We start from the raw sequence: 22,761 nt of genomic DNA, 5'->3' as shown, positions 1-22,761 counted from the left end.
ATAAAATGATACCAAGTTAATCTCTATGGGCTATGAAGATGTGCAAGGAGTTCTTTTCATAACAGCACTGTCACGTTGATTTATAAGGATAATTCATTGTTTTTCATGAGAGATCATGAATACCATAGGACTTTCTCGTTTCAAATTTAGTTATGTTGTATTAGTTAAAACCATGTCTCTTGTATGTGGCAAGCAGAGAGAGCCCGCGTGAATAAAACACTTTAGAAAGAATAAGTCCTCTTCATGAATCGTCTCAAGTTTCAAGGGCTATCACAACGGGGGGTGCTGGCATAAGAGTATGATGGTGCTGGGCTACTTAAAGAAGAACTGCTAAATAGGCAGAGAGGCGCTTTTTATCGATGTTATAAAACAGTGCGAACAAAGCACGCAGTTTGTTTTGCTGTTTGGTTGAGTTAAGGTTTTTATTACTTTGAAAATCAATATTTCATGGATTATGCATTTTGAGGGCTTATAAGGTTTTTCTTTAAAGTACATAAACCACTAAAACAGCATTATTAAATACAAATTGTTTTATTTTACAAATAAAAATATCTATATTTTGTGTATTTTTTATTAAAATATAATATGTAGTGATTTTAAAATCAGATGTACACATAATGATACAATATCGAGAAATCGATAAAAGAGCTGCGTTAAATGTTGGTGGGAATAAAAGAGAGCAAGAATGGAAGAAGACATAAAATTGGCAATAGCTATTCATAATAGCTACAATTAAGGTCATTTGGAAATGGCGGAAAGAATGTGGGAGCGGAAGATTCGGCGTTATGATTTTCTGCATCATATTGATGGGGAAGTCGTGGTATTTGGGATACTCAGTGGATTTTTTGTTCGGTTTTGCAATGATAGTGTGTTGTGGGGGAAGCTTAATGCTTGCATTGGCAATTTATCAGAACAAGCATTTAACTATTATCAGAACAAGCATTTAACTAAACAACTTGAGCGAAAAGAGCAAGAGTGCGTTGGACATAAAGAGATTATTGCACAAGGGGAACAGAGGCTTTTTGCAAAAACTCAAAAAGTATTACAGGAATGGTTGAAACAATGGGATGAGGGGGTAAGGCTATGGGAAAGAGACGTACTGGGGATAAAAAATCCTAGGGAAGATATGAAATTCAGTGGAGATCGGCTTCCATTGGTAAAGGATATTTGTGTTCGAGGGGAGTACGAAGTGCGTTTATTATACAGACAAGCACTTGAAAAAAACTTACTGATAAACATTACAAAAAAATATGTAGTCTCTTGGATAACTCGTATTTTAAGCAATTCTGTGTAAAAGCAGTGCGATTAATGAGAAAGAATGGAATAACTCTGCAAAAGTTTTTTAGATCCTCTTACGAACAAAAAACGGAGTCAACTTACGATGTTATTACTTCATTGGTGGTTATATGTTCTTGATGATATGATTACAGCTGAATGCAAATAGCACCAAAAGGAAAACTCTAAAGGGGAGGATGAAAAGAAGAAGTTTACGATACTTTGTGGGACAACATATCTATAAGTACAGAACACGAAGAGATAGAGGAAATGCTAAACTTTCGAAATCTTGGTTTGGTGAGTGTATTTTATTATTATATATTATTATATTATAAAAAGAATGTGTTGTTGTTGTGTGATTTTTCCAGTCATTATGAAGTGGCGAGAAAAACTTTTATTTACTATAAGAAGCTTATTAAAACAGTGAAAAAGGGCTATGTTGCCTTTGATAATGGTTGCCCTTATTTCACAGTTAGAGATGTAATCAATACTTGTAAAGAGAATGACACAAATAGAGCAAAAGATCTTTCCATTGCTGAAGGGAATCCAACATTTGAAAAAGTTTACAAATTAGGAGCCAGCGAATGGATAAAAGCGGCAAGTGAGACATGTGATAATCGATTGATCTTTTGGGAGAAGCTTGTTGAGGAAAAAAAGTTAAAAGAAAAATTAAAAGTTATCTTTGGGGATAAAAAGGTAAAGGCGCTGAAAGAGACTATTGAAAAAGATAAAGAATAGCTTGCAGGTGAAGTGCAGAAAGCAATTTTGGAAAACAAAGATTTTCATTATTATAAATGTCGTCGGCATTTGATAAACTATTTGTAAAACGGTTGAATAAAGGGGTAGGGAACCGCTCTATAAATCAGAGTATTTTCTGAAATCTCTGCTATTATGCAGTGATGGAAAAGAGTGAAAACTCTTGGGCATATGCGGCAGCTTTTATGAGAGAGGAGAGTTTTTCGATCAATGGATAGCGCACTGTAAAGAGCATATATTGAGGATTAAATGGACTGTGTTTTTGCTTTGGGTGCGATAATTGCTTCTTGGGGCTTTTTGTTATGATATTTTTTTGTTTATTGCCTTTTGCAGCTTGTTTGGAGGGGGTTTTGAATAACAGAAACGTCAATAAGGTAAACTATTGAGGATTGCTTTTGTGGGGGAATAGTGAGTATATTTTTTGTTCGGGATGATGTTTTTTCCCTATCTGATCAGTTATTTCCTATTGTTATTTGAAAGAAAATTTAAAATTCTCTCTTCACGTGGTTTTTTAAGGTTCTAAGGGTTTTGTAAAAACTGTAAGAGTTAAATGCCTTTTTTGAGGGTTTTTTCTAGTTTGATGCGAATGTGTTCATTGCCGGCAATGATATTTTTTTTGCGAAATATATCGCTGCCGCCTTCTTTATCGGTGACAAAACCACCGGCTTCGCGAACCATCAATATTCCAGCAGCCATATCCCAAATTTGCAGGTTATCTTCCCAAAAGCCATCGGTTCGGCCAGAAGCAACATAAGCTAAATCAAGAGCAGCAGCGCCAAAACGTCGAAGTCCGGCAACTTCTGCCATCACATTACGTAATTCAATAAGATAGGTTCCATGATTTGGGCGACCAAAATGAGGCATACCTGTGGCAATGACACAATCTTCTAGTCTGCGTCGAGCAGAAACGCGACAGCGTCGGTCATTAAAAAAAGCACCACATCCGCGTTCTGCGGTAAAGAGTTCATCACTTACGGGATTGTAAATGACACCAGCAACGATTTTCCCTTGACTTTCTAAGGCAATGGAAACAGCAAAAAAAGGAATGCCATGGAGAAAGTTTGTGGTTCCATCTAGAGGGTCAACAATGAAACGATGTTGGGAATCTTCGCCAATGATTTCTTCAGACTCTTCCATTAGAAAACCAAATTTGGGGCGCGCTTTGCTTAATTCATTGAAAATAATTTTTTCCGCTTTGCGATCTGCTTGGCTGACATAATCTGCTGGTCCTTTCAAAGACACTTGCAAATTTTGCACTTCACCGTAATCACGCACCAAAGAGCGTCCTGCTTTCATTGCAGCTTGCACCATGACATTCATGACTGCAGAATGGGCCATTTTTTATTCCTTTATTTATCTTTTTCATTTGCGCGACGCAAATAGATCAACTCATTGGTGTCTACAATGATACGTTCACCAGCATTCATAAAGGGGGGAACAAGAATACGAATCCCATTTTCAAGAATGGCGGGTTTATAAGAGGAGGTAACCGTTTGTCCTTTGATGGCAGGATCGGCTTCCACAATCGTGACAGCAACTTGATCAGGAAGTGAGATGCCAATAGGCTTTTCTTGATAAAGTTCAACTGTGACAGTCATCCCATCTTGGAGAAAAGCAGCACGTTCACCAACAAAATCCTTTTGAAGTTCAAGTTGTTCATAAGATTCTGAATCCATAAAGACCAAAGCATCCCCTTGTTGATAAAGAAATGTGAAATCTTTTTGTTCAAGTCGCACGCGTTCAACCGTCTCAGCAGCACGAAATCGTTCATTAAGTTTTGTACCATCAATTAAATTTTTCATTTCAACTTGGTTAAATGCACCACCTTTTCCTGGTTTTACAGCGTTGCATTTAACAGCAACCCATAAGCTTCCTTGATGTTCGATCACATTACCAGGGCGGATTTCATTGCCATTAATTTTCATCGTTTCTATCCAATTCTATTCTTGCAAAAAGAACTCTCTTGTTGTCGTTATGGCGCTTTTCTTTGCAGCCTTTAACAGTGAGCTCTTTTGTTATTTTCCGGCTCAAATCTCTTTAGATTAGCCTTGCGGCTTCCTCATGGTCCTGTGTGCTCTTCATGGGCTTTCTCATGTTTTTTGCAAATTTTTTGCAAAGAGAAAAGCTTAAGTAAAAAAGGACCTTTATGTATTTTTGCTTTTCAGTTCTTTGCAAGACCATAAAATGCGCTCAGACGCAAGCTTTTTAAAAATTTGCACAAAAATTTTTTAGAATTTTTGGGAAAATTTATCCCGTTGTGTCGTAAAATATCATAATTGATGGCAATGATATAAGTTCCGTAAAACCATGAGGTGTTTTTAATTGAGGATATGTGATGAATATTTGAATACGGAGTTTATTATAGTACCTCATGGGATAGAGCGTGGTGTGTGCTATCCGTGTGATGTTAGCTTGCATTCTCATCAGAGATCAGCTGTAAAATGGCTCTTTGTTTTATTGAGGTTAGGACTCTAAATCTTTTGAGCAGTAGATATTCCTCTGTGTTCGATGCGATTTCATCATGGTGGTATGGGGGCTGTTGTTTTGTAATGATATCCGCATAAAAAAAGGCAATGGGAACATTTAAGATATCAGAAATTTCCATTAAACGCCCTGCGCTGACACGATTTAAGCCGTTTTCATATTTCTGGATTTGTTGGAAAGTGACACCCAAATGTTGACCTAATGTTTTTTGAGACATCTTCAACATTTTTCGTCTCAAACGAATTTTTTTGCCAATGAATTTGCCATTGAAAATGTCGTTATAAGGATTTTTACCGATACCCTAGAAAATGCTACACGGGATATACAAAGCTATTCAGCTGCTTCAATTACAGATAAGCCAAGTTTTGCATTTACATCTTCGCGTAATAATTCGCTAGGGTGTGGGGCATTTTTCATTATTTTTAGTATTCTTCTTTCCTTAAATCTTAAAGCTATAACTTACACTATTTTGTATTGTCACAATCTATAATAAAATTTATCCACTCTAGCTAAAAATGAGCTTTTTTATTAAGGTGCAAATCTCTTTGCCTTTCGCAAGAGCTTTTAAGTTTTTACGTTTAAAATATAGAGAATGTTTACATTAAATAGCGGGGTCATCTGGGATGAGTATTTATATAAGAACGCGGCTCTCCGTTCACGTTATACTGAAAAAGAGATACTATAGTGCTACTATTTAATCTTATTCTATAACTCAAATTCACACCCATGTTTTGTTGTTTTTGGGGTTGATCTGTATAAATCACATTATATCCATTCTGTCGCAATAGATTGATAAATAAAGGAGTAAAGTTGTCTGCTGTATTATTTTTCTTTATAAGAAGTGTGGTTGTAGCGGGTGGTAAAAACCCTTTGTTACCGCTAATAAATTTGTTAGCGACTAATTGTGCCTGACGCTTTGTAAGACTTTGATCAACATAATTTGATGAATAACTGCCTACAGATGCGCAACCTGCCACCAACACAACCGGTGACAGCAATAAATATTTTAACATCGTTAAATTCCCCTTACTATTGCTAGGCTCTCCTGAGAAGCTCCTATTCCAGAGAGCAATTTTATTCATAGCTACATTAACAACATATCGGTATCTAATCAATCGGTTAATTAATCAATGAATAATGGTTTCAGCTATAAAGGCTGCTTGAAGTGCTTCTTGCGGCGTATATTTTAATAAACAGCTGCTTTTGGTGATTGCGATAAAAAAGAAATTTTTTGCGTTTGCATGTTAAGATCACGTCCTCTATCACCATTATAAAATGATGCGTTAGGTGCTATTCCAGATCGACCAAAAAATTTTAAGCATTGCTTTTTAAGGGCTATCTTTTTTAAAACCTGCATGAATGCTTATCCTGTTTGCTGTAAAATACTGTCGTTTGAGGTGTAGTGCTGTAAGGCCTCAAATTTTGCACATGTGATATTTTTATGAGAATGTGTGGTGAATATTTGAGAAGGGGCTTGTCCGGATAATCTTGTGAAATGAACCATATGAAATGGGAAGCTAAAAGAGTTCTGTTCTGAGAAGACGGATTGTTTACCAACAGGAAAGGGAAGGGACTTCTGTCCTTTGATGGGTGGGAGGAAAGTCAAGAACAGAGAGTGTAGCGCCCTGTATCATAATGTTAAAAGTTTTCATTTTGATCAGCGATGAGCTGTAAAATGGCTCTTTGTTTTATTGAGGTTAGGACTCTAAATCTTTTGAGCAGTAGATATTCCTCTGTGTTCGATGCGATTTCATCATGGTGGTATGGGGGCTGTTGTTTTGTAATGATATCCGCATAAAAAAAGGCAATGGGAACATTTAAGATATCAGAAATTTCCATTAAACGCCCTGCGCTGACACGATTTAAGCCGTTTTCATATTTTTGAATTTGTTGGAAAGTAACACCTAAATGTTGACCTAATGTTTTTTGAGACATCTTCAACATTTTTCGTCTCAAACGAATTTTTTTGCCAACAAAAATGTCGTTATCAAGATTTTTACTTTGCATTTTAAAGCCCCCGCCGGTTGCGAGCGCCCTCGCATTGGTATTCCGGGAGTCTAAAAACACTGACCTCGAATCAGCATTTTGCTTTTAGTGCTGAGAGCACCTGGACATAGCAAAATCTCCCGGAATTCCGGGACACCCGCAAAGCGGGGTAAATTTATGTACGAGGTTTCGGGTTTTTAGAGCCCTATTGGTCGTTGCGTATGCGACCAAAACACCTTTCAATTCATAAAGTAATTTCAGGAAATTTACAATAAAAATTAAAATAGTACCTCTTAACGTGTCGTTTCTTAAAACGGAGAGTTGGCATGTTTTGCATTCAAGCAATAAAGTGTTCACAAAGGGGGGCTTTGAATAGCGCACGTTATCCGTGTGATGTTAGCTTGCATTCTCATCAGAGATCAGCTGTAAAATGGCTCTTTGTTTTATCGAGGTTAGAACTCTAAATCTTTTTAAAAGCAGGTATTCCTCTGTGTTTGATGCGATTTCATCATGGTGGTATAGGGGCTGTTGTTTTGTAATGATATCCGCATAAAAAAAGGCAATGGGAACATTTAAGATATCAGAAATTTCCATTAAACGCCCTGCGCTGACACGATTTAAGCCGTTTTCATATTTCTGGATTTGTGGGAAAGTGACACCTAAATGTTGACCTAATGTTTTTTGAGACATCTTCAACATTTTTCGTCTAAAACGAATTTTTTTGCCAACAAAAAGATCAATATAAGGATTTTTACTTTGCATTTTAAAGCCCCCGCCGGTTGCGAGCGCCCTCGCGTTGGTATTCCGGGAGTTAAAAACACTGAGTCCGAATCAGCATTTTGCTTTTAGTGCTGAGAGCACCTGGACATAGCAAAATCTCCCGGAATTCCGGGATACCCACAGAGTGGGTTCATTTTTATGTATCGGACCTTAGGGTTTTTAATCCCCGTTGATCGTTGCGTATACGATCAAAAATACCTTTTAATATGTAAAGTAATTTCGGCGGCTTGGCAATAAAAAATAGTTTTTTACTGAGAGTTGGCGTGTTTTTCATCCAAGCAAAAAGAATGAAAAAATAGAGTTTTTGGAATTTTTGCGATAACCTAGTTCTTTTGCTTATTGGATATTGTTTGCTTAAGCAAATGATACCAGTGCGTTTTCTTTGTCAATGGAAATGTCGTTATCAAGATTTTTACTTTGCATTTTAAAGTCCCCACCGGTTGCGAGCCGCCCTCGCGTTGGTATTCCGGGAGTAGTAAAGTACTGAGTTCTAATCAGCATTTTGCTTTTAGTGCTTAAAGCACCTGGACAGTGCAAAATCTCCCGGAATTTCTATAAATTTTATCTTTTTGAAGCAGAGAGGAGTATTTTAAAAAACAGGAAGGAGCTTTATTGCTTCTTTGTGCGCTTTTTCTAGTTGTGTCTTGTCCATGCCTTGGAGCATTATTTCAAGATCAGGGGCTTGCATTTTTGCCTCCTTTGCGAGCATATACCATGCTGCTGCCATTATTATATCGCCTTTTGTTCCTGTGCCGTCTCGATAAAGCCTTGCAAGGGAAATCTGTGCTGGGGCGATCATGTTGATGGCATTTCTTTGAAGTAAATGAAAAGCGCGGTGAAAATCTGTTTCTCCTCCACGCCCCTGTATAAGCCATTGTGCTAAATGAAGTTGAGCTTTTAAGTGGTTGTTTTGAGCCGCTACCTCCATGAGTTTGCGGGCATTGCGATCATCCTTTGGTCGTTTTAACGTACCTAGGGCAAGAATTTTTGCAGCAGAAAAAGCAGCTTCAGCATCTCCAAGAGCAGCACCTTTTAAGTACAATTTTAAGGCTTGCTCGATTGCTTCATTTTCACGACTTTGGGAAGAAACACCGGGGAGAGCTTGTTTTTCTTGTGAGGCTTTATAAAGAAGCAGTTGTCCATAATAAAAATAGGCTTCTTTGACGCCTGCATTGACAGCTTTTTGAATGAATTGTTCACCAAGTTCTTGATTTTGTTTTATAAAATGGCCATCAAACAACATAAGTCCATAGCGTAGTTGTGCTTGGGGTTCCCCTTGTTTTGCGGCGCGTTCAAACCATAAAGCAGCACGCGCACCGTCAATAGGAACAGCACATCCCTCCATATAAATTCGGGCAAGAAGAGTTTGTGCAAAAGGATCATTTTTTTCAGCACGTCGGAGTGCTTCACGAAAAGCTTTTAAATAATAACCTTGGATGTAATAGTCATAGGCTTGGTCATAGTCTCCAGCTTTTAAGGGCTGAAAAGGTTCTTGAGTGTTTGAAGCTTCTTGAATCGTATTGAAAGAGCCTTCAAAACTTGAGAATTCTTCAGTGTTTCCAGCTGAATTGACAGCAGAACTTGCAAGTCCAATCACGCCTAAGATAAGCAGCTTCACGCTTCTCTTGATCATGGTGTTTTCTCCTCATTACCGATCAGAATTTTCACATTTTTCTTTCATCATTACAAGCCGTATAAGAATCTCATTTCTATATTACTTTTTATCTCTCAGTTTTTCGTCTTAGTTAATGTAGGGTTGGGTAAGTTAAAAAAATAGCATGAATGTCGATGAGAGCTAGATTGTTTAAAACAGTTCTGTTAAAAATAATGATGATGAAGGGGTATCGTGTGTAAAAATGCTTATCTTCTATTATATTAATGGCTTCTCCTCCTAAAATGAAAAAATGCTTACAATGGAGGTTGCTTTTTAAAATACGTATGAATGCTTATGAATAGCGCACGCTATCCGTGTGATGTTAGCTTGCATTCTCATCAGAGATCAGCTGTAAAAAGGCTCTTTGTTTTATTGAGGTTAGGACTCTAAATCTTTTGAGCAGTAGATATTCCTCTGTATTCGATGCGATTTCATCATGGTGGTATGGGGGCTGTTGTTTTGTTAAGATATCCGCATAGAAAAAGGAAAGTGGAACATTCAAAATATCAGAAATTTCCATTAAACGCCCTGCGCTGACACGATTTAAGCCTTTTTCATATTTTTGAATTTGTTGGAAAGTGACACCTAAATGTTGACCTAATGTTTTTTGAGACATCTTCAACATTTTTCGTCTAAAACGAATTTTTTTGCCAACAAAAAGATCAATATTAAGATTTTTACTTTGCATTTTAAAGCCCCCGCCGGTTGCGAGCGCCCTCGCATGAGTATTCCGGGAGCTTGAAAGTACTGAAATCTAATCAGCTTTTTTTGCTTTTAGTGCTTAAAGCACCTGGACATAGCAAAAACTCCCGGAATTCCGGGATACCCACAAAGTGGGGTAAATTCATGTTTAGATTTTCGGGCTTTCAAGACCCTCTTGGTCGTTGCGTATGCGACCAAAACACCTTTTAATTCATAAAGTAATTTCAGGAAATTTACAATAAAAATAGTTTTTTACTTACAAAATTTGTTTTTTAATGAGAGGCTATTCGCCTCTTAAACCTCTCTGGAACGATTACCAAAATCATGATATCAGATCCGTGTTTTTTGAGAGGGGTAAAAAGCCTTAAGTTTTAAGATCAAAAGAACTTTGGATGCTTAAAAGTTAAACATTTTCAATTCGCTAATATTGACAACATAGACAAGAGTAATTATCTTCAATATTCAGGAATAGAAAGGACATATATTATGAAGACCACCCTTTCTCCGCTAATTTCAGAGTTCGAAACTGTTGAACAGGAAAGCAGCTACACTGCATGGCTGCGCGATAAGGTAGCGAGAAGTCTTGCAAATCCATATCCTCCTATTCCGCATGATGAGGTTATGGCTGAAATGGAAGTTATAATCAGTCAGCTTGAAGCTGAACAGGAAAAGTGATGCTTCCGATTGTTTGGTTGTCTTCGGCGCGCGACGATTTGCGTCAGATTTTAACGTGCATTGCTCGCGAAAATCCATCCGCTGCGCGCCGAATGAAAAGGTTTTTGGAAGCATCCGTACTGCCATTGGCAGAACATCCATATTTATACAGACAGAGCGAGAAGGTATTAGGATTACGAGAAATTGTAGCGCATCCAAATTACCTTATATTGTATCGAGTAGCTGCAAATCAAATCGAAATTGTAGCTGTAGTACATGCCCGACGTGAATTTCCTATTTTTCTTTAATCTAATCAGAGGCTATCTGCCTCTTAAACCTTTCTGGAACAATTACCAAAATTATGACAACAGCCCAGCGTTTATCAAAGGGACTAAAATGATTTCTTCTACGATAATGAATTTCGGTCTCTTCATTTAAATTTGCACAATCGCTTGCTGTTTGAAAAGGGATGGGGGGTGATCGTTTCTTTGAGCCTATAGGATGTGTGTGTCTGTGGAATGTGGTGGGGTCCTTGTGGTTTTGGGCGTGCGCTTTAAAAAATAAACATAAGCATTATTCAAATTGAATTTAATGCATGAGTAACTTTCTTTTCATCTAATTTCTTTGCATCTAAATTGAAGCCGGCTTCACATAGTCGATGAGAAAGATCTTTAAGTGTTTCTTTTACGTGTTCTTTAAAAGGAAGGTATATAATTCCATTAATATCTGAAGGGAGTTCAAGGTCTTGTTTTTTTAGAATAGCGACATTTTTGCGAGAAAGCGTAGACATTAACATGCCCATTTCGAAAATAACGTTTTGTCGCGCACGGGGTTGTGCTGCTTTTTTGCCGGCAGATTTGGCATAGCCTATATCATCGGGAGTAAGCAGCACAATACCAAATTTTATGAAATCGCTACAGATTCCTTTTTCTAAAGCTTCAATGATGGTTAAGCCATTTCCGCCAGTATTTTGTAAAATGTATGGTTCAAGATTAAAATCATTAAGAATAGATGTAAGTTGCTTTAGGGCAGTACGATCATGACCATGAACGATAAAAATTTTTTTATTTGAAGGATTGGAGGCAGTTTTTGAGGAAGGAATCGTTGATGTTTCTTGTATGTGTTTAACCAAAGCTTTTTCTAGATTTGTCACAGCGGATTCTTTGCCTTGAACGTTGATTGTTCCTGTGCTTTCATACCAATTAATAACGCCTCCTTCGGAGGTTTTGATTTGATATCCTTTAGAAGAATTAAGTGATAGAGACTTAATTTCTATGATTTTATATCCAGCTGTTTTAACTATATCTTTAAGGTCTTCGAAGGTTCCGCTATATTTCACTGTTTATATTCTTTCAATATTGCTGGCTATTAATATAAAATGTTGGTTTATTTTTATAACTATTTGAATTTAAATAGCTTTATGATTTCATGTTCTTATACGATGCACAAAAAGAAACGGTCACCTTCCATTCAATTGATTGAAACGTGGGAAAACTTGACTAAATGATGGGAAATTTTACTGCGTGATGAAGCGATCTGATTGAATTGTGAATAAACGAAACGAATTTTTCTCCTATTTGTATATGCCGTTATGTGCTCTATATAAGAAGCACGAAAGTTAACGCTTTATTTATAAATTCTCCTCCTATATTACAAGGGGGTGTTTTCACATTTTTCTTGCATTGTTTTAAGCAGTATTAAGGGGTTGTCGTTTCCCAAAATCACTTCTTCTACAGCAATGAATTCACATCCAGTTTTTAAGGCTTCATCAAAAGTTGAAAAATCGCTTCCTGCTTGGATAATGGCGGGGGTTTGCATAATTTCTGCCCACCATGTTGCTAACTGGAGATTGCGGGGGTGCGCATGGGGTTTTTTATCAGCCCCTAATTTGCCAAAAAATAGATAATCAATGCCTGTTTCCGCTGCAAGCATAGCACTATGGCGATTGCGTAGATTGCCAAAGCCTATGATTTTTTGTTCCTTTTGCTGATTTTTGAAGCTTTCAAGAGCGTTAAGATCATCTTCTATGTGCAATCCATCAGCCTTTATGCGCCCAGCAATGCGGCTGTCATCAGCGATGAGAAGGGCTGCGTCATGATGTTGAATATCTTCTGCGTAAGTTTGCGCTTGTTGTTGTAAAAAAGAGCCATCATCTTTCAACTTTTCAGAATCATAGAGGATGACGCATGCAAAAGACTTTGTTTGCAAAATTTGCTGCAAAAATGTGTGTGGGGTGTTGCGCCGAACATCGAGTGTTAAAATCAACTGAGGGAAAAGAGGTGAATCAATTGGTTTATTTTTTTGTTGTGTCATGTCAAATCCCTGTTTCTTAGAGAAAAATAATGCTTAAAATTAAAGTTTCATTCTATTATGCTTATTTGCGATGAAAGTGACCACCATTTTCACGTAATTAAAGGATTTGTGGGTGTGTGGGAGCCTGTTTATGAGAAATGAGAGTGTTTTTAAGCATAAATTAAGCATAAATTATGTCGCCTTTTTACTGTGATACACGTACGGACGCTTTTTGTTCTTTTGCCTTAAAAAAACTTTTGCCTTTAAAAAAAATAAACGCTTAAAATGAAACTTGACTCTTAAAAATTAAAATTTCATCCTGTGCATGCTTGTTGGCAATAAGGGTAACCACCATTTTATGGGACTTCAAGGGGTTTGTGACGTGTGAGAGTCCACTGATGAAATACCAAGCTGTTCTTGAGCATAATACTCAACCTTTTCACCGTGATACACGTATTGATGTTTTTCGTTCTTTAGCTTTATTGACGATTTTCATCAACCATATTCCCGGAACGATCTATGAGTCTTTTACCCATAGAAATTTCGGTTTTTCTGATTCAGCAGAAGCGTTTGTTTTGCTTTCAGGGATTGCTCTTGGGTTAAGCTTTCATGGACGTTTACAGCAAAAATCCTTTGCTTTTATCATCCGAAAACTTTGGTACAGAGCTTTGCAGCTCTATGGCGCATATCTTTTTACTACTTTTGTCACGTTAAGCCTTTTTTTTGCTGCCTTTTTATTATGGAAAACAGAAAAACTTTTATCCATGAATAATGTGAGACTCTTTTTTACAGAACCTGTTATCGCATTTTTGAGTACCTTAAGTTTTGGGCATCAATTGGGATATAATAATATTCTTCCACTTTATATCGTTTTGATGTTTTTTGCGCCTTTTATCCTTTATTTGAGTTGTAAACAGACAAAGTGGCTGCTTTTGAGCTCGTTTACGTTGTATCTTATCTGCGGATTTTATAAAATTGCTCCTCCTTCTTATCCTTTAGAGGGAAAATGGTTTTTAAACCCTTTGTCTTGGCAATTTTTATTTGTCATAGGATTGACCAGTACTTTAGCGCTTAAACAAGGAAAAACAATCGCTTTTCAGTTTTTTTGGATTGTTTGTGCGGCAGCTTATCTCTTGTTGGCACTGTTATGGGTTCGCTTAAACTGGTGGGGCATTTTGGGGTGGCTTGGCTGGTCTTCTCCGTTGATGAACTTTAATAAAACCTTTTTAAGCTTGCCACGTTTACTCCATGTTCTTGCATTAGCCTTTTTCATTCTTTCTTTTCCGAGCATCAATAAATGGTTTTATGTCTCTCAGAAACATCCTTTAGCAATCTTAGGAAAACATAGTTTACCGGTCTTTGTAACGGGAACCATTTTTGCGATGTTTGGACAAATTATAAAAACAGTGATGACAGGAACGTTTTTTTCCGATACCTTCTTAATAATAACGGGTATTGCTCTGCAATTTGGAGTCGCCTATTATTGTGAAAAACGGCGATCTTGGCAGTGGTCCTTTTCAAGGAAACTGATCCGTTTATAAGAAAAACGGTCCTATAGTGTTTGTTGGATGCGTTAACCTTAGTATAAAAAGCGCGTTGCGCAAAAAAATTAAAAGAGGTAGCAGTTTTAAAAAAAAGCGTTCTATACAGCAACAAAAGAAACTTTTTAATACTCTGTTCGTTGAGTGGTATAATTTTGTGCTGATACTTGGAGTATAAAAGCGTGAGTGTACATAAACGTCCATATGATGAACCTATTATCATGATCGAGCATAATGCTTTTGAAAATGCCTTTAATCGTCTCTATGAAGAAACAATGGCGCTGATTGAAAAAACAGCAGCGTATATTGACTCAGAAGGGAAATTAGTGGCACGTTCCCTTTCAGTAGAAGTTTCTGCAATCTATGCGAAAGAAGCTATGTATTTAAGTACACGGCTTATGCAAATCGCTTCTCAACTCCTTCTTCTTCGGGCAGAGCGCGAAGGGGAAATGTCATCAGAACAAATAAAAAAAGAAATTGTAAAAGTGTCACTTCATACACCGACATTGGAACTTGAAACCCCTCATTGGCATGAATTGCCAGAAATTTTCCGCCAATTTGTTTCTCATTCATTGCGTTTAGAAGCGCGCATACAGTATATGCGTGCTGGGTGGGAAACTGCAGCCTCCTGTGCCTTAGAGGATGATAATCCAGTAGGAAAACAAATCGAATTGCTCAAAACAGCCTTTGGGCGTTCTTAGAGGTATTCCCTTGTTTTGTGTGAAGGGGAAATGTCATCAGAGAAAATAAAAAAGAAATCGTAAAAGTGTCCCTTTATACACCAATATTGGAACTTTTCCCTTTTATTGGCATGAATTGCCAGAAATGTTTCGCCAATTTGTTTCTCATTCATTGCTTTTAGGAGCGTGCATTTTTTCGTTTAGATATACGGCTGTAGTTTAAGCGCTTTAGTAAATAAGGGGAGGCTGTAGTTTAAGCGATGATAATCCAGTGGGAAAACAAATCGAACTACTGAAAACAGCTTGTGGGGGGGGGTAAGAAGAATAGCTCCTTTCTTCTTTCTTGCGATATTTAGAGAATTATACCCATTTTTTACAACCAAAATGTCACAACTAAAACCAATCTAGAGTGCTTTTTTCTGCCTAATATCTATTTGAGTGTAAGAAATATCTTGAGCTTATAGCTGAGAGGTATTGATTTCGAATTATGGCATGGGATGGGATATGGTTGGTTTTGTGGAAATCGGCTTTGGTTGATTGCAGCTGGAACACTTTCTGTTGATATATCGTGTGATTTTGTTTTGGCTATGATAATGATCAGGCGCTAGATAGAGCTAGGGCTTGTACATCAATTCATTTATGCTCTATAACTTATGCCTATAAAGTTGCTGCAAAGCGTGTGTTAATGAGGATGATACACATTGTTTCAGTTTTTGGGCTCCTCTTGTTTTGAATGGAAGTTATTTTCCTCACGTAAAATAAAACATCCAAAATAAAGTGCCATATAATAAATGCCTCAGGGGTTCTCTGTGCCTCCATGCAATGCTCCCTTCCATGCAATGTTATTGTGGTGTAATTGGGCATATTCAAAAACACCTCTCAGTTCTTGTTTACATCCATTGAGCTCCCTCATCTTTACGCTTGCAAAGGAGCAAGTTAGCACCATCATTATAATTTGCCAGCCTCCAATGTTGCGAAAGCCCTTAGTACTTGAGACGGTTCATTAGAGGCATTTTTAGTCCTTTCTTGCACAGGTTCGCTCCACACGGAAATCCCACGTGTGATGTGCAGACAAAAGATTTTGATTGATTTCAATATAAAGGGGTTTGTAATGAGAAAATCTTACGATATTTGGAATTCTTATTCAACATACAAAATAATTAATTATCTTTATAAATCAATGTTTTGTTTTATTATGGTAGCGTTATGCTATAACCTAAAAAGTTTCCGCAAAGTGTATACCATCCATTGCATAGCCTCTTTACACTTAATGCATGTACAATTCAGCACTCTCTATTGCTCGCTTGCGATGTTTAACCGTTATGGTATTGGAAATGATACAGAAAGGGAATTTTTATGCTTTATAGGGGTGTTTGATAGGGCGCTTGCTTGTGATGTGTGAATGGTTTTGATTGACTTCAGTGATGCTTCATAAAGTATGTTCCATAAAGATGCTGTTTGTTGCGTGTTATAATTGTATAAATTTGGGGGCATGACCATCTTTTGACTGGTTTTGTCTTGTGCTGCTGTTTTCTTTGTGGTCTTGTCTTTATTCACAAGAGGGAAAAGTGTATAGACTGTAGTTTATGGCAGAGACGATTCGTATTATAGGCATTGATCCCGGATTACGGCGTACAGGGTGGGGCGTTATCGATGTTGCGGGTAATCGTCTTCAGTTTATTGCAGCAGGGACGGTTTCTTCTGATGTAAAGTGTGAGCTGGCTTCCAGACTATGTCAGATCCACAAAGGTCTTTCAGGGGTTGTGCATCAATTTATGCCCCATGAAGCTGCTGTAGAACATGTGTTTGTCAACAAAGATGCTACAGCAACTTTAAAACTTGGGCAAGCGCGTGCAATTGCACTGCTGGTTCCTGCGCAAGCAAATCTTCCTGTTTTTGAATATGCACCCAACAAAGTGAAAAAATCGGTTATTGGTGTTGGACACGGTGCTAAAGAACAAATCCATATGATGGTAAAAGTTCTACTCCCACGGGCTGAATTTGATAGCAGTGATGCGGCTGATGCTCTTGCTCTTGCTCTTTGTCATAGTATGCATCGTAAGAGTATTGACCGATCTTATCAGGCAAGGATGGCGATATGATTGGTAAATTAAAGGGCACCCTTGAACATATCTTTGATGATCATATCCTTCTTGATGTTCACGGTGTGGGTTATGTTGTTTTTGTGTCAAATCGGCTCCGTCCTTCTTTACCCTCTGTTGGGGAGGCGTTAAGTCTTTTTATTGAAACGCATGTTCGTGAAGAAGCAATCCGCCTTTTCGGTTTTGCTACAAGAGCTGAACAGGAGTGGTTTTGTCTTCTACAAAATGTTCCTGGAGTAGGGGCAAAGGTTGCTTTGGCAATTTTGGGTACTTTATCGCCAGATGAACTCGCACAAGCTATTGCCTTAAACGATATTGCGATGATTAGTCGAGCGCCGGGCGTTGGTAAAAAAGTTAGTGAAAGAATTGTGGGTGAACTGAAAAGTAAAACACTCCCCTTTGAACAAGCGGTCAAGACTGTTTCTGTTTCTCACCGTGAGATAACCAATCAACCTGCGCATGATGCGCTTTCCGCGTTGATGAAGCTAGGGTTTGAACGGGAGCAAGCATCCCGTGCTCTTGCTCTTGCGATGAACGCTCTTGAGGAGGAAACTGTTTCTTCTGCCTTGCTGATCCGCCATAGTCTTAAATTGCTTTCTTCTCCTACTTAAAATCAAGGTAACAATGCATAAAGATGAAGATAAACGCCTTCTGGGTTCCGCTCCCCTTCCTAACGATCCAGATCGTTCCTTAAGACCACAAGTTCTCGATGATTTTATTGGTCAAGAAGCGGCACGGGCTAATTTAAAAATATTTATTGAAGCAGCAAAAACGCGGCAAGAAGCGCTGGATCATGTTTTGTTTGTAGGACCACCGGGGTTAGGAAAAACAACGCTTTCACAGATTATGGCAAAAGAATTAGGCGTTAATTTTCGCTCTACTTCAGGACCGGTTATCGCTAAAGCAGGAGATTTAGCTGCTCTCTTGACCAATCTCGAAGAACGTGATGTTTTGTTTATTGATGAAATTCATCGCTTAAATCCGGCGATTGAGGAAATTCTTTATCCAGCTATGGAAGATTATCAACTTGATTTGATTATTGGGGAAGGGCCGGCAGCACGTTCGGTGAAAATTGATCTGGCTAAATTTACTTTGGTAGCGGCAACCACACGTTTGGGGCTTTTGACTACACCGCTGAGAGACCGTTTTGGCATCCCAATTCGTCTAAATTTTTATACTATAGAAGAATTGGAATATATTGTGCAGCGTAATGCACGGCTTTTTGCCGTCAAGATCAGTGATGATGGTGCTCATGAAATTGCACGCCGAGCACGGGGGACTCCTCGTATTGCTGGGCGGCTTTTACGGCGCGTTTGTGATTTTGCTTTGGTTAAACAGGCAAAACAAATTGACCAAAAAATCGCCGATGAAGCGCTTTCGCGCCTTGAAGTCGATCATCTTGGGCTTGATACGCTTGATCGCCGCTACTTGCTTCTGATTGCGGAAACTTTTTTAGGCGGACCGGTGGGGATTGAAACGGTTGCTGCTGCTTTATCAGAACCACGCGATGCCATTGAAGATATTGTTGAACCGTATTTGCTCCAACAAGGTTTTATTCAAAGAACCGCTCGTGGACGCATTCTAACTGAAAAGGCTTGGAGCCATTTAGGGCTTTCTGCTCCTGTCTCTACAACGTCTATACAAAGGCGTTCTCAACTTTCTGATGCTCAAGATAATTCAACACTTCAGACATCTTTATGGGATGGGGAAGATGACTAAGACATTATTAAAAGAAACTATGTGAATATTTTATAGCAAGCTCAAAAATACAAGAGACGTGCTTCTTTTAGCATATTCTGACCAAAAAGGTTTTGCACTATCAAGGAGGGCTTTTGCTTTTCACAACTTCAACACAAAAATGTGTTCAATCTTTTGATTGATAAACAATTTACTATATTAGACGATTTTATGGGACATGAAGTCAATGACAGAAGTAACTCCTTTTAAGAGCAATCATACAAATGCTTTTCATAATTTTCAGGTCCGCGTTTATGTTGCGGATACAGATTTTTCCGGTGTGGTTTATCATGCGCGTTATCTTGAGTTTTTTGAACGAGGACGTTCAGAGTTTTTACGGGATACCGGTTTTAATAATAAGATGTTAGCAGCAGGGGTTGATGGGGAAAAACTGTTTTTTGTTGTGCGTCATATGGAAATTAATTTTTCAAGACCAGCTAAAATTGATAATCTTTTAGTCGTTAAAACACGTGTTAATCATATCCAAGGGGCACGCTTTTTTATGGAGCAATCTATTTTGCATGAGGCGACTACGTTGGTAACAGCAAAAGTTGAAATTGCTCTGATTAATGAGGAAGCAAAACCGCGACGTTTACCCAAAGAACTTTTTGCAAAAATGCTTGGTTAAAAGTGTTGTTCATTGAATTAGCAGTTTCAGGAAAGATCAAGGGATATAAAGTAATCTACAATCTAAGATCATACATTTATCATAGCCTAAATTTTTTCCAACAAGATCACACGATACATCAAAAGAAAGCACTTGTGCTACAATAGCTATACTAAATTGAAGATGATATCCCACAAAATTAAACACGCTTCATCCATGTTATGATTCAAAATCAATGTCTTATCATCCATTTTCTGCTATCAACTCAAAATATTTTCTTTCTTTTGAAGAAAGGTTCGTTGGCATAAGAAAACAGCAGAAAGTAAAAAACAAAAAAGAAATAAAAAGTGGATTAAGATTTGTTTTTATAAAAATGCACATACCCAGCAAAATATTGCAATATTGCAATAAAGTGATAATAAGCTATTAGGTCGAAAATTTTCTCAAAACACTCAAAGGGTATTTTAAGCAATGTGATTTGTTTTTTACTGGATTGTCATTTGGCATCACAAGAGCGCGTGTTCCATCCATAATGCGACTTTATCTGCGCTTCTAAACGCAGTGAATGAGTGAGAGATCAATGTATACAAAGCAGAAATGCATTCTTGATTTAAAGTTTCAAAAGCATATTATTTTATATGATAGATCGACTTGGAAAGATAAATTATCACTTCTCACGGGCACAAACACCAATAGAGTAAAATACTTTCATTTCAAATTTATTCATGTTGAAACAATTAAAATCATTTTCTTACACATCATAAGATGAGCAATATAAATCATTGAAAAAATTGTAAAAATATTTCTTATGGATCATTCTCAATGCAATAACGATCAAATATCGCAAGTGAGCAAAGAGAAAGAAGAAGCCGGTTTTCATGAAGTAAAGATGTGAAAAGGTTTTTTCACGTCACAGAAGCTTTTACGTTATACCATGGTGCCAGAAAGATGAGGGCATTGAAAAGGATTAATTTACAATACAATGAGATTACATGAGACTTACACTAGATTATATGGGACTTACAATAGGGGTTGCATGGGTGAGGCGCATTGTTATGAGGCATTTTATGGTAGTTTATTGTCGTTTTTTGTGCCCGAGGGTGTTCCCGTATTAAATTCGATAGAAAATGAGAGAAACAATAGTTTGAGGCAAAGTGTAATCTTTCATGATTATAACATATTTATTTATAATGATAATTCATTGCGTTGTCACTTTTAGATCATTCTGAGACTTGTAAGATTTTTTCTTTTCAAGCTCTATTGTAGCGAATTAATCAAAAACATTTTCTTACATGTCACAAGCTGGGTTGGTGAGTGGGGACAAAAACACTTGAGAAAGGAATAAAGATGCCTCTTATGAATCTTTTCAAGTACTAAGATTTATCGCTGCATTTTAAGCTGGAACGCGTATGATGGTTTAGTTTTCTTTTCATGAGCGTAAAGATAATGGTACATGATAGATGTGATATCATGCATTTTTATATCTTTTATTTTTATAGCATTTATGGGGAAGGTTTTATCGTTATATTATTTCATAAATGCTTTTGTGAAATGAGGGGGCGTGCGTTGAGGGATGTTTTAGTCATCACTTTTTAAGGAAATTTAAGAAAAAAGTCTTGTTTTAGCGCATGGATTTATGTGAAACTAAAGTTTTTTACTTAAATTTAGAAACTATAAAATAATCTGTTTTATAGAATTTTAAAAAATGCACCTTTCATTTAGAGGGACAAAAATTATGCCGTATGTAGAACTAACGAATCCGGAAACAATTGGAATGTTGCATTTATTTATGCAAGCGAGTTGGATCGTGAAAGGTGTTATGATCGGGTTGTTGCTCGCTTCTATCTGGAGTTGGGCAATTATTTTTGATAAAATTTTTACGTATCGAAGAATACGGCGTGAAATAAAGCAGTTCGAACGTACATTTTGGTCAGGCAAAGCGCTAGAAGATCTTTATGCATCATGTAAAAGTCAACACACCAATAGTATATCCGCAGTTTTTATGGCGGCAATGGTTGAATGGAAAAAATCTCTTGAAAAAGGGACCCATACATCGAAAAGTTTACAGAGCAGAATTGATAAGGCTATGGATTTGACGCTGGGACGTGAAAGTGAAAAAATAGAATCAAAATTAAGTTTTCTTGCGACATTGGGATCTGCGGGACCCTTTATCGGACTTTTTGGAACAGTTATTGGTATTATGGAGTCTTTTCTTTCTATTTCAGCTTCTCAAAATACATCACTTGCCATTGTCGCGCCAGGGATTGCAGAAGCGCTTTTGGCGACCGCTATTGGTTTGTTTGCAGCAATTCCAGCCGTTATTGCTTATAACAAGTTGACTCATGAAAGTGCGCGCATCATTGCACAAATAGAAAATTTTGCCGATGAATTTTCAACAATTGTATCGCGGCGTATTGATGAAACACGCACAGCACCTTCCTCTTTATAAAAAGGAGCTTACCCCATGGGAATTTCTGTTGCTTCTTCTTCTCGCAAAAATACACGTAGGCGCTATCATTCACGAAGCCAACTGATGAGTGAGATCAATGTTACTCCTTTTGTGGATGTCATGCTGGTCTTGTTGATTATTTTTATGGTTTCTGCCCCTCTTTTAGTGAACGGTGTTCCTCTAGATTTGCCTCGTAGTCAAGCGGGTCCCGTACGAGCTCAAAAAACGCCTCTTACGGTTTCACTTGACGCGCAAGGGCGCTTTGCCATTAATCAAGATTATTATGAAACGTCACAAGCACTGATTGCACACCTTAAAACTCTTCTGGAAACAGATGCTACACAAAAAGATCAACGGGTTTTTGTGCGGGTTGCTAAAACTGTTGAATATCAACAAGTATTAAAACTGCTGGCGGATATTCAAAAAGCGGGATTTTCTCAAGTTGCGTTAGCAAGTTTAGCACAATAAATAATAAGTAATAAAATTTCTCATAACCTGTTGTTTTTAAATGTTTTTAAAAGAGTATAGAGTGATTGAAAATGAAAAAATATAAGTCATAAATAAGGCATAAAGAATGAACAAAGACTCCTATCATAGCATGAAACGAGGCTTGGCTTTATCCCTTGTGGTCCATGTCATTTTTCTCAGTTGGGGAGCCGTTCAGTTTACAAGCTCTGTCTCTTTACCACAACCATTGGAAGCAATTCCCATCACTCTTGCTCCTTTAGTGGACGAGTTGTCCTCTCAACAAGGAGCTGTGAAGGCTCCCATTCGTGCAATCCCTGCCGTTAAACCAACTATGCAACCACAAGAGAAAGAAGATGCACGCCATATTGGAGAGGGACAAATAGATAGTCTAGCACCTTTTCAACCAAAGGAAAAACTGCGCCCTGTTGAAACAGCATCGCTACCACCAAGCAAGAACACGTCAGAAACATTTGTATCCGAACTTACAAAACCAGAATTATTAGAAGCAAAAACAGACGATGCTCCCAAGGTTGCGCCTGAGATGCCTTTGAGCGCACCGGAGGATGCCCCCAAGGTTGCGCCTGAGATGCCTTT

23 protein-coding genes and 1 pseudogene are annotated in these 22,761 nt (G+C 37.7%); 13 read left to right on the top strand and 11 right to left on the bottom strand.

The annotated features are described in order from the left end of the window. The first annotated feature begins 760 nt into the window (after window positions 1-760). Both ACFINF_RS05465 and ACFINF_RS05460 read left to right on the top strand, forming a co-directional pair. Window positions 761-1,294, top strand: coding sequence for a hypothetical protein (locus tag ACFINF_RS05465; protein ID WP_375619997.1), 534 nt, complete (start codon window positions 761-763; stop codon window positions 1,292-1,294). 203 nt (window positions 1,295-1,497) lie between these two features. Next, complete coding sequence (locus ACFINF_RS05460; RefSeq protein WP_375619996.1) at window positions 1,498-2,013, top strand: hypothetical protein; 516 nt, start codon at window positions 1,498-1,500, stop codon at window positions 2,011-2,013. A gap of 564 nt (window positions 2,014-2,577) precedes the next feature. Here ACFINF_RS05460 and ACFINF_RS05455 read toward each other — a convergent pair. The 9 genes from ACFINF_RS05455 to ACFINF_RS05415 form a co-directional block, all read right to left on the bottom strand. Further along, window positions 2,578-3,369: an inositol monophosphatase family protein gene (locus tag ACFINF_RS05455; protein ID WP_273787682.1), complete on the bottom strand. Its 792-nt coding sequence runs from the start codon at window positions 3,367-3,369 to the stop codon at window positions 2,578-2,580. Between the two features lie 11 nt (window positions 3,370-3,380). Then, complete coding sequence (gene efp, locus ACFINF_RS05450) at window positions 3,381-3,956, bottom strand: elongation factor P (protein ID WP_273787683.1); 576 nt, start codon at window positions 3,954-3,956, stop codon at window positions 3,381-3,383. Between the two features lie 482 nt (window positions 3,957-4,438). Continuing rightward, a complete protein-coding gene (locus ACFINF_RS05445) occupies window positions 4,439-4,813 on the bottom strand; it encodes a helix-turn-helix domain-containing protein (RefSeq protein ID WP_375620000.1) in 375 nt (124 codons plus the stop codon). Window positions 4,814-5,129: 316 nt separating this feature from the next. Next, a complete protein-coding gene (locus tag ACFINF_RS05440) occupies window positions 5,130-5,528 on the bottom strand; it encodes a hypothetical protein (RefSeq protein WP_375619995.1) in 399 nt (132 codons plus the stop codon). 173 nt (window positions 5,529-5,701) lie between these two features. Continuing rightward, window positions 5,702-5,872, bottom strand: a complete 171-nt coding sequence (locus ACFINF_RS05435) for a hypothetical protein (protein ID WP_375619994.1) — start codon at window positions 5,870-5,872, stop codon at window positions 5,702-5,704. 281 nt (window positions 5,873-6,153) lie between these two features. After that, the gene (locus ACFINF_RS05430) at window positions 6,154-6,522 is read right to left on the bottom strand and encodes a helix-turn-helix domain-containing protein (protein WP_375619993.1); all 369 of its coding nucleotides are present in this window, start codon (window positions 6,520-6,522) and stop codon (window positions 6,154-6,156) included. Between the two features lie 375 nt (window positions 6,523-6,897). Next, window positions 6,898-7,263, bottom strand: a complete 366-nt coding sequence (locus ACFINF_RS05425) for a helix-turn-helix domain-containing protein (RefSeq protein WP_375619992.1) — start codon at window positions 7,261-7,263, stop codon at window positions 6,898-6,900. A 607-nt stretch (window positions 7,264-7,870) separates the two neighbouring features. Further along, window positions 7,871-8,914, bottom strand: a complete 1,044-nt coding sequence (locus ACFINF_RS05420; RefSeq protein WP_375619991.1) for a tetratricopeptide repeat protein — start codon at window positions 8,912-8,914, stop codon at window positions 7,871-7,873. 343 nt (window positions 8,915-9,257) lie between these two features. Next, window positions 9,258-9,623 (bottom strand): helix-turn-helix domain-containing protein, encoded by a 366-nt coding sequence (locus tag ACFINF_RS05415; RefSeq protein ID WP_375619990.1) that lies wholly within the window; start codon window positions 9,621-9,623, stop codon window positions 9,258-9,260. A 500-nt stretch (window positions 9,624-10,123) separates the two neighbouring features. On the opposite strand from ACFINF_RS05415, the gene ACFINF_RS05410 reads away from it, so the two are divergent. Next, window positions 10,124-10,312 carry an antitoxin gene (locus ACFINF_RS05410; RefSeq protein ID WP_375619989.1) on the top strand — a complete coding sequence of 63 codons (189 nt, stop codon included), beginning with the start codon at window positions 10,124-10,126 and terminating at the stop codon, window positions 10,310-10,312. Continuing rightward, window positions 10,312-10,599 carry a type II toxin-antitoxin system RelE/ParE family toxin gene (locus ACFINF_RS05405; RefSeq protein WP_375619988.1) on the top strand — a complete coding sequence of 96 codons (288 nt, stop codon included), beginning with the start codon at window positions 10,312-10,314 and terminating at the stop codon, window positions 10,597-10,599. Before ACFINF_RS05410 ends, ACFINF_RS05405 begins: the two co-directional genes overlap by 1 nt. Window positions 10,600-10,868: 269 nt before the next feature. On the opposite strand, the gene ACFINF_RS05400 is transcribed toward ACFINF_RS05405, so the two are convergent. Next, window positions 10,869-11,630: a TIR domain-containing protein gene (locus tag ACFINF_RS05400; RefSeq protein WP_375619987.1), complete on the bottom strand. Its 762-nt coding sequence runs from the start codon at window positions 11,628-11,630 to the stop codon at window positions 10,869-10,871. Window positions 11,631-11,941: 311 nt separating this feature from the next. After that, on the bottom strand, window positions 11,942-12,604 hold the full coding sequence (locus ACFINF_RS05395) for a thiamine phosphate synthase (protein ID WP_375619986.1): 663 nt from the start codon (window positions 12,602-12,604) through the stop codon (window positions 11,942-11,944). A 377-nt stretch (window positions 12,605-12,981) separates the two neighbouring features. On the opposite strand from ACFINF_RS05395, the gene ACFINF_RS05390 reads away from it, so the two are divergent. From ACFINF_RS05390 to ACFINF_RS05350, 9 genes and pseudogenes are all read left to right on the top strand, one after another. Beyond that, entirely contained in the window at window positions 12,982-14,124 is a 1,143-nt protein-coding gene (locus ACFINF_RS05390; RefSeq protein ID WP_375619985.1) for an OpgC family protein, read from the top strand. 182 nt (window positions 14,125-14,306) lie between these two features. Then, entirely contained in the window at window positions 14,307-14,825 is a 519-nt protein-coding gene (locus tag ACFINF_RS05385) for a DUF1465 family protein (protein ID WP_375619984.1), read from the top strand. 1,565 nt (window positions 14,826-16,390) lie between these two features. Beyond that, window positions 16,391-16,906: a crossover junction endodeoxyribonuclease RuvC gene (gene ruvC / locus ACFINF_RS05380; RefSeq protein ID WP_375619983.1), complete on the top strand. Its 516-nt coding sequence runs from the start codon at window positions 16,391-16,393 to the stop codon at window positions 16,904-16,906. Next, a complete protein-coding gene (gene ruvA / locus ACFINF_RS05375; RefSeq protein ID WP_375619982.1) occupies window positions 16,903-17,517 on the top strand; it encodes a Holliday junction branch migration protein RuvA in 615 nt (204 codons plus the stop codon). The genes ruvC and ruvA overlap by 4 nt, the downstream gene beginning before the upstream one ends. A gap of 13 nt (window positions 17,518-17,530) precedes the next feature. Beyond that, complete coding sequence (gene ruvB, locus ACFINF_RS05370; RefSeq protein WP_375619981.1) at window positions 17,531-18,625, top strand: Holliday junction branch migration DNA helicase RuvB; 1,095 nt, start codon at window positions 17,531-17,533, stop codon at window positions 18,623-18,625. A gap of 205 nt (window positions 18,626-18,830) precedes the next feature. Further along, the gene (gene ybgC, locus ACFINF_RS05365) at window positions 18,831-19,271 is read left to right on the top strand and encodes a tol-pal system-associated acyl-CoA thioesterase (RefSeq protein ID WP_375619980.1); all 441 of its coding nucleotides are present in this window, start codon (window positions 18,831-18,833) and stop codon (window positions 19,269-19,271) included. A 1,714-nt stretch (window positions 19,272-20,985) separates the two neighbouring features. Continuing rightward, window positions 20,986-21,699 (top strand): protein TolQ, encoded by a 714-nt coding sequence (gene tolQ / locus ACFINF_RS05360; RefSeq protein ID WP_375619979.1) that lies wholly within the window; start codon window positions 20,986-20,988, stop codon window positions 21,697-21,699. A 15-nt stretch (window positions 21,700-21,714) separates the two neighbouring features. After that, window positions 21,715-22,167: a protein TolR gene (gene tolR / locus ACFINF_RS05355; protein WP_375619978.1), complete on the top strand. Its 453-nt coding sequence runs from the start codon at window positions 21,715-21,717 to the stop codon at window positions 22,165-22,167. 106 nt (window positions 22,168-22,273) lie between these two features. Next, window positions 22,274-22,761 (top strand): annotated as a pseudogene (locus ACFINF_RS05350) (cell envelope biogenesis protein TolA); the annotation flags it as partial.

Source organism: Bartonella sp. TS25HLJMH (assembly GCF_042193505.1).
Classification (GTDB): Bacteria; Pseudomonadota; Alphaproteobacteria; order Rhizobiales; family Rhizobiaceae; genus Bartonella; species Bartonella grahamii.
This window is presented reverse-complemented; position numbering and strand designations above follow the sequence as displayed.

Bases quoted from the DNA above. Each gene is read 5' to 3' on its own strand.
- ACFINF_RS05465 (WP_375619997.1), top strand. From the start codon at position 761: ATGTGGGAGCGGAAGATTCGGCGTTATGATTTTCTGCATCATATTGAT.
- ACFINF_RS05455 (WP_273787682.1), bottom strand. From the start codon at position 3,369: ATGGCCCATTCTGCAGTCATGAATGTCATGGTGCAAGCTGCAATGAAA.
- efp (WP_273787683.1), bottom strand. From the start codon at position 3,956: ATGAAAATTAATGGCAATGAAATCCGCCCTGGTAATGTGATCGAACAT.
- ACFINF_RS05440 (WP_375619995.1), bottom strand. From the start codon at position 5,528: ATGTTAAAATATTTATTGCTGTCACCGGTTGTGTTGGTGGCAGGTTGC.
- ACFINF_RS05435 (WP_375619994.1), bottom strand. From the start codon at position 5,872: ATGCAGGTTTTAAAAAAGATAGCCCTTAAAAAGCAATGCTTAAAATTT.
- ACFINF_RS05430 (WP_375619993.1), bottom strand. From the start codon at position 6,522: ATGCAAAGTAAAAATCTTGATAACGACATTTTTGTTGGCAAAAAAATT.
- ACFINF_RS05425 (WP_375619992.1), bottom strand. From the start codon at position 7,263: ATGCAAAGTAAAAATCCTTATATTGATCTTTTTGTTGGCAAAAAAATT.
- ACFINF_RS05420 (WP_375619991.1), bottom strand. From the start codon at position 8,914: ATGATCAAGAGAAGCGTGAAGCTGCTTATCTTAGGCGTGATTGGACTT.
- ACFINF_RS05415 (WP_375619990.1), bottom strand. From the start codon at position 9,623: ATGCAAAGTAAAAATCTTAATATTGATCTTTTTGTTGGCAAAAAAATT.
- ACFINF_RS05410 (WP_375619989.1), top strand. From the start codon at position 10,124: ATGAAGACCACCCTTTCTCCGCTAATTTCAGAGTTCGAAACTGTTGAA.
- ACFINF_RS05405 (WP_375619988.1), top strand. From the start codon at position 10,312: ATGCTTCCGATTGTTTGGTTGTCTTCGGCGCGCGACGATTTGCGTCAG.
- ACFINF_RS05395 (WP_375619986.1), bottom strand. From the start codon at position 12,604: ATGACACAACAAAAAAATAAACCAATTGATTCACCTCTTTTCCCTCAG.
- ACFINF_RS05390 (WP_375619985.1), top strand. From the start codon at position 12,982: ATGAAATACCAAGCTGTTCTTGAGCATAATACTCAACCTTTTCACCGT.
- ruvC (WP_375619983.1), top strand. From the start codon at position 16,391: ATGGCAGAGACGATTCGTATTATAGGCATTGATCCCGGATTACGGCGT.
- ruvA (WP_375619982.1), top strand. From the start codon at position 16,903: ATGATTGGTAAATTAAAGGGCACCCTTGAACATATCTTTGATGATCAT.
- ruvB (WP_375619981.1), top strand. From the start codon at position 17,531: ATGCATAAAGATGAAGATAAACGCCTTCTGGGTTCCGCTCCCCTTCCT.
- ybgC (WP_375619980.1), top strand. From the start codon at position 18,831: ATGACAGAAGTAACTCCTTTTAAGAGCAATCATACAAATGCTTTTCAT.
- tolQ (WP_375619979.1), top strand. From the start codon at position 20,986: ATGCCGTATGTAGAACTAACGAATCCGGAAACAATTGGAATGTTGCAT.
- tolR (WP_375619978.1), top strand. From the start codon at position 21,715: ATGGGAATTTCTGTTGCTTCTTCTTCTCGCAAAAATACACGTAGGCGC.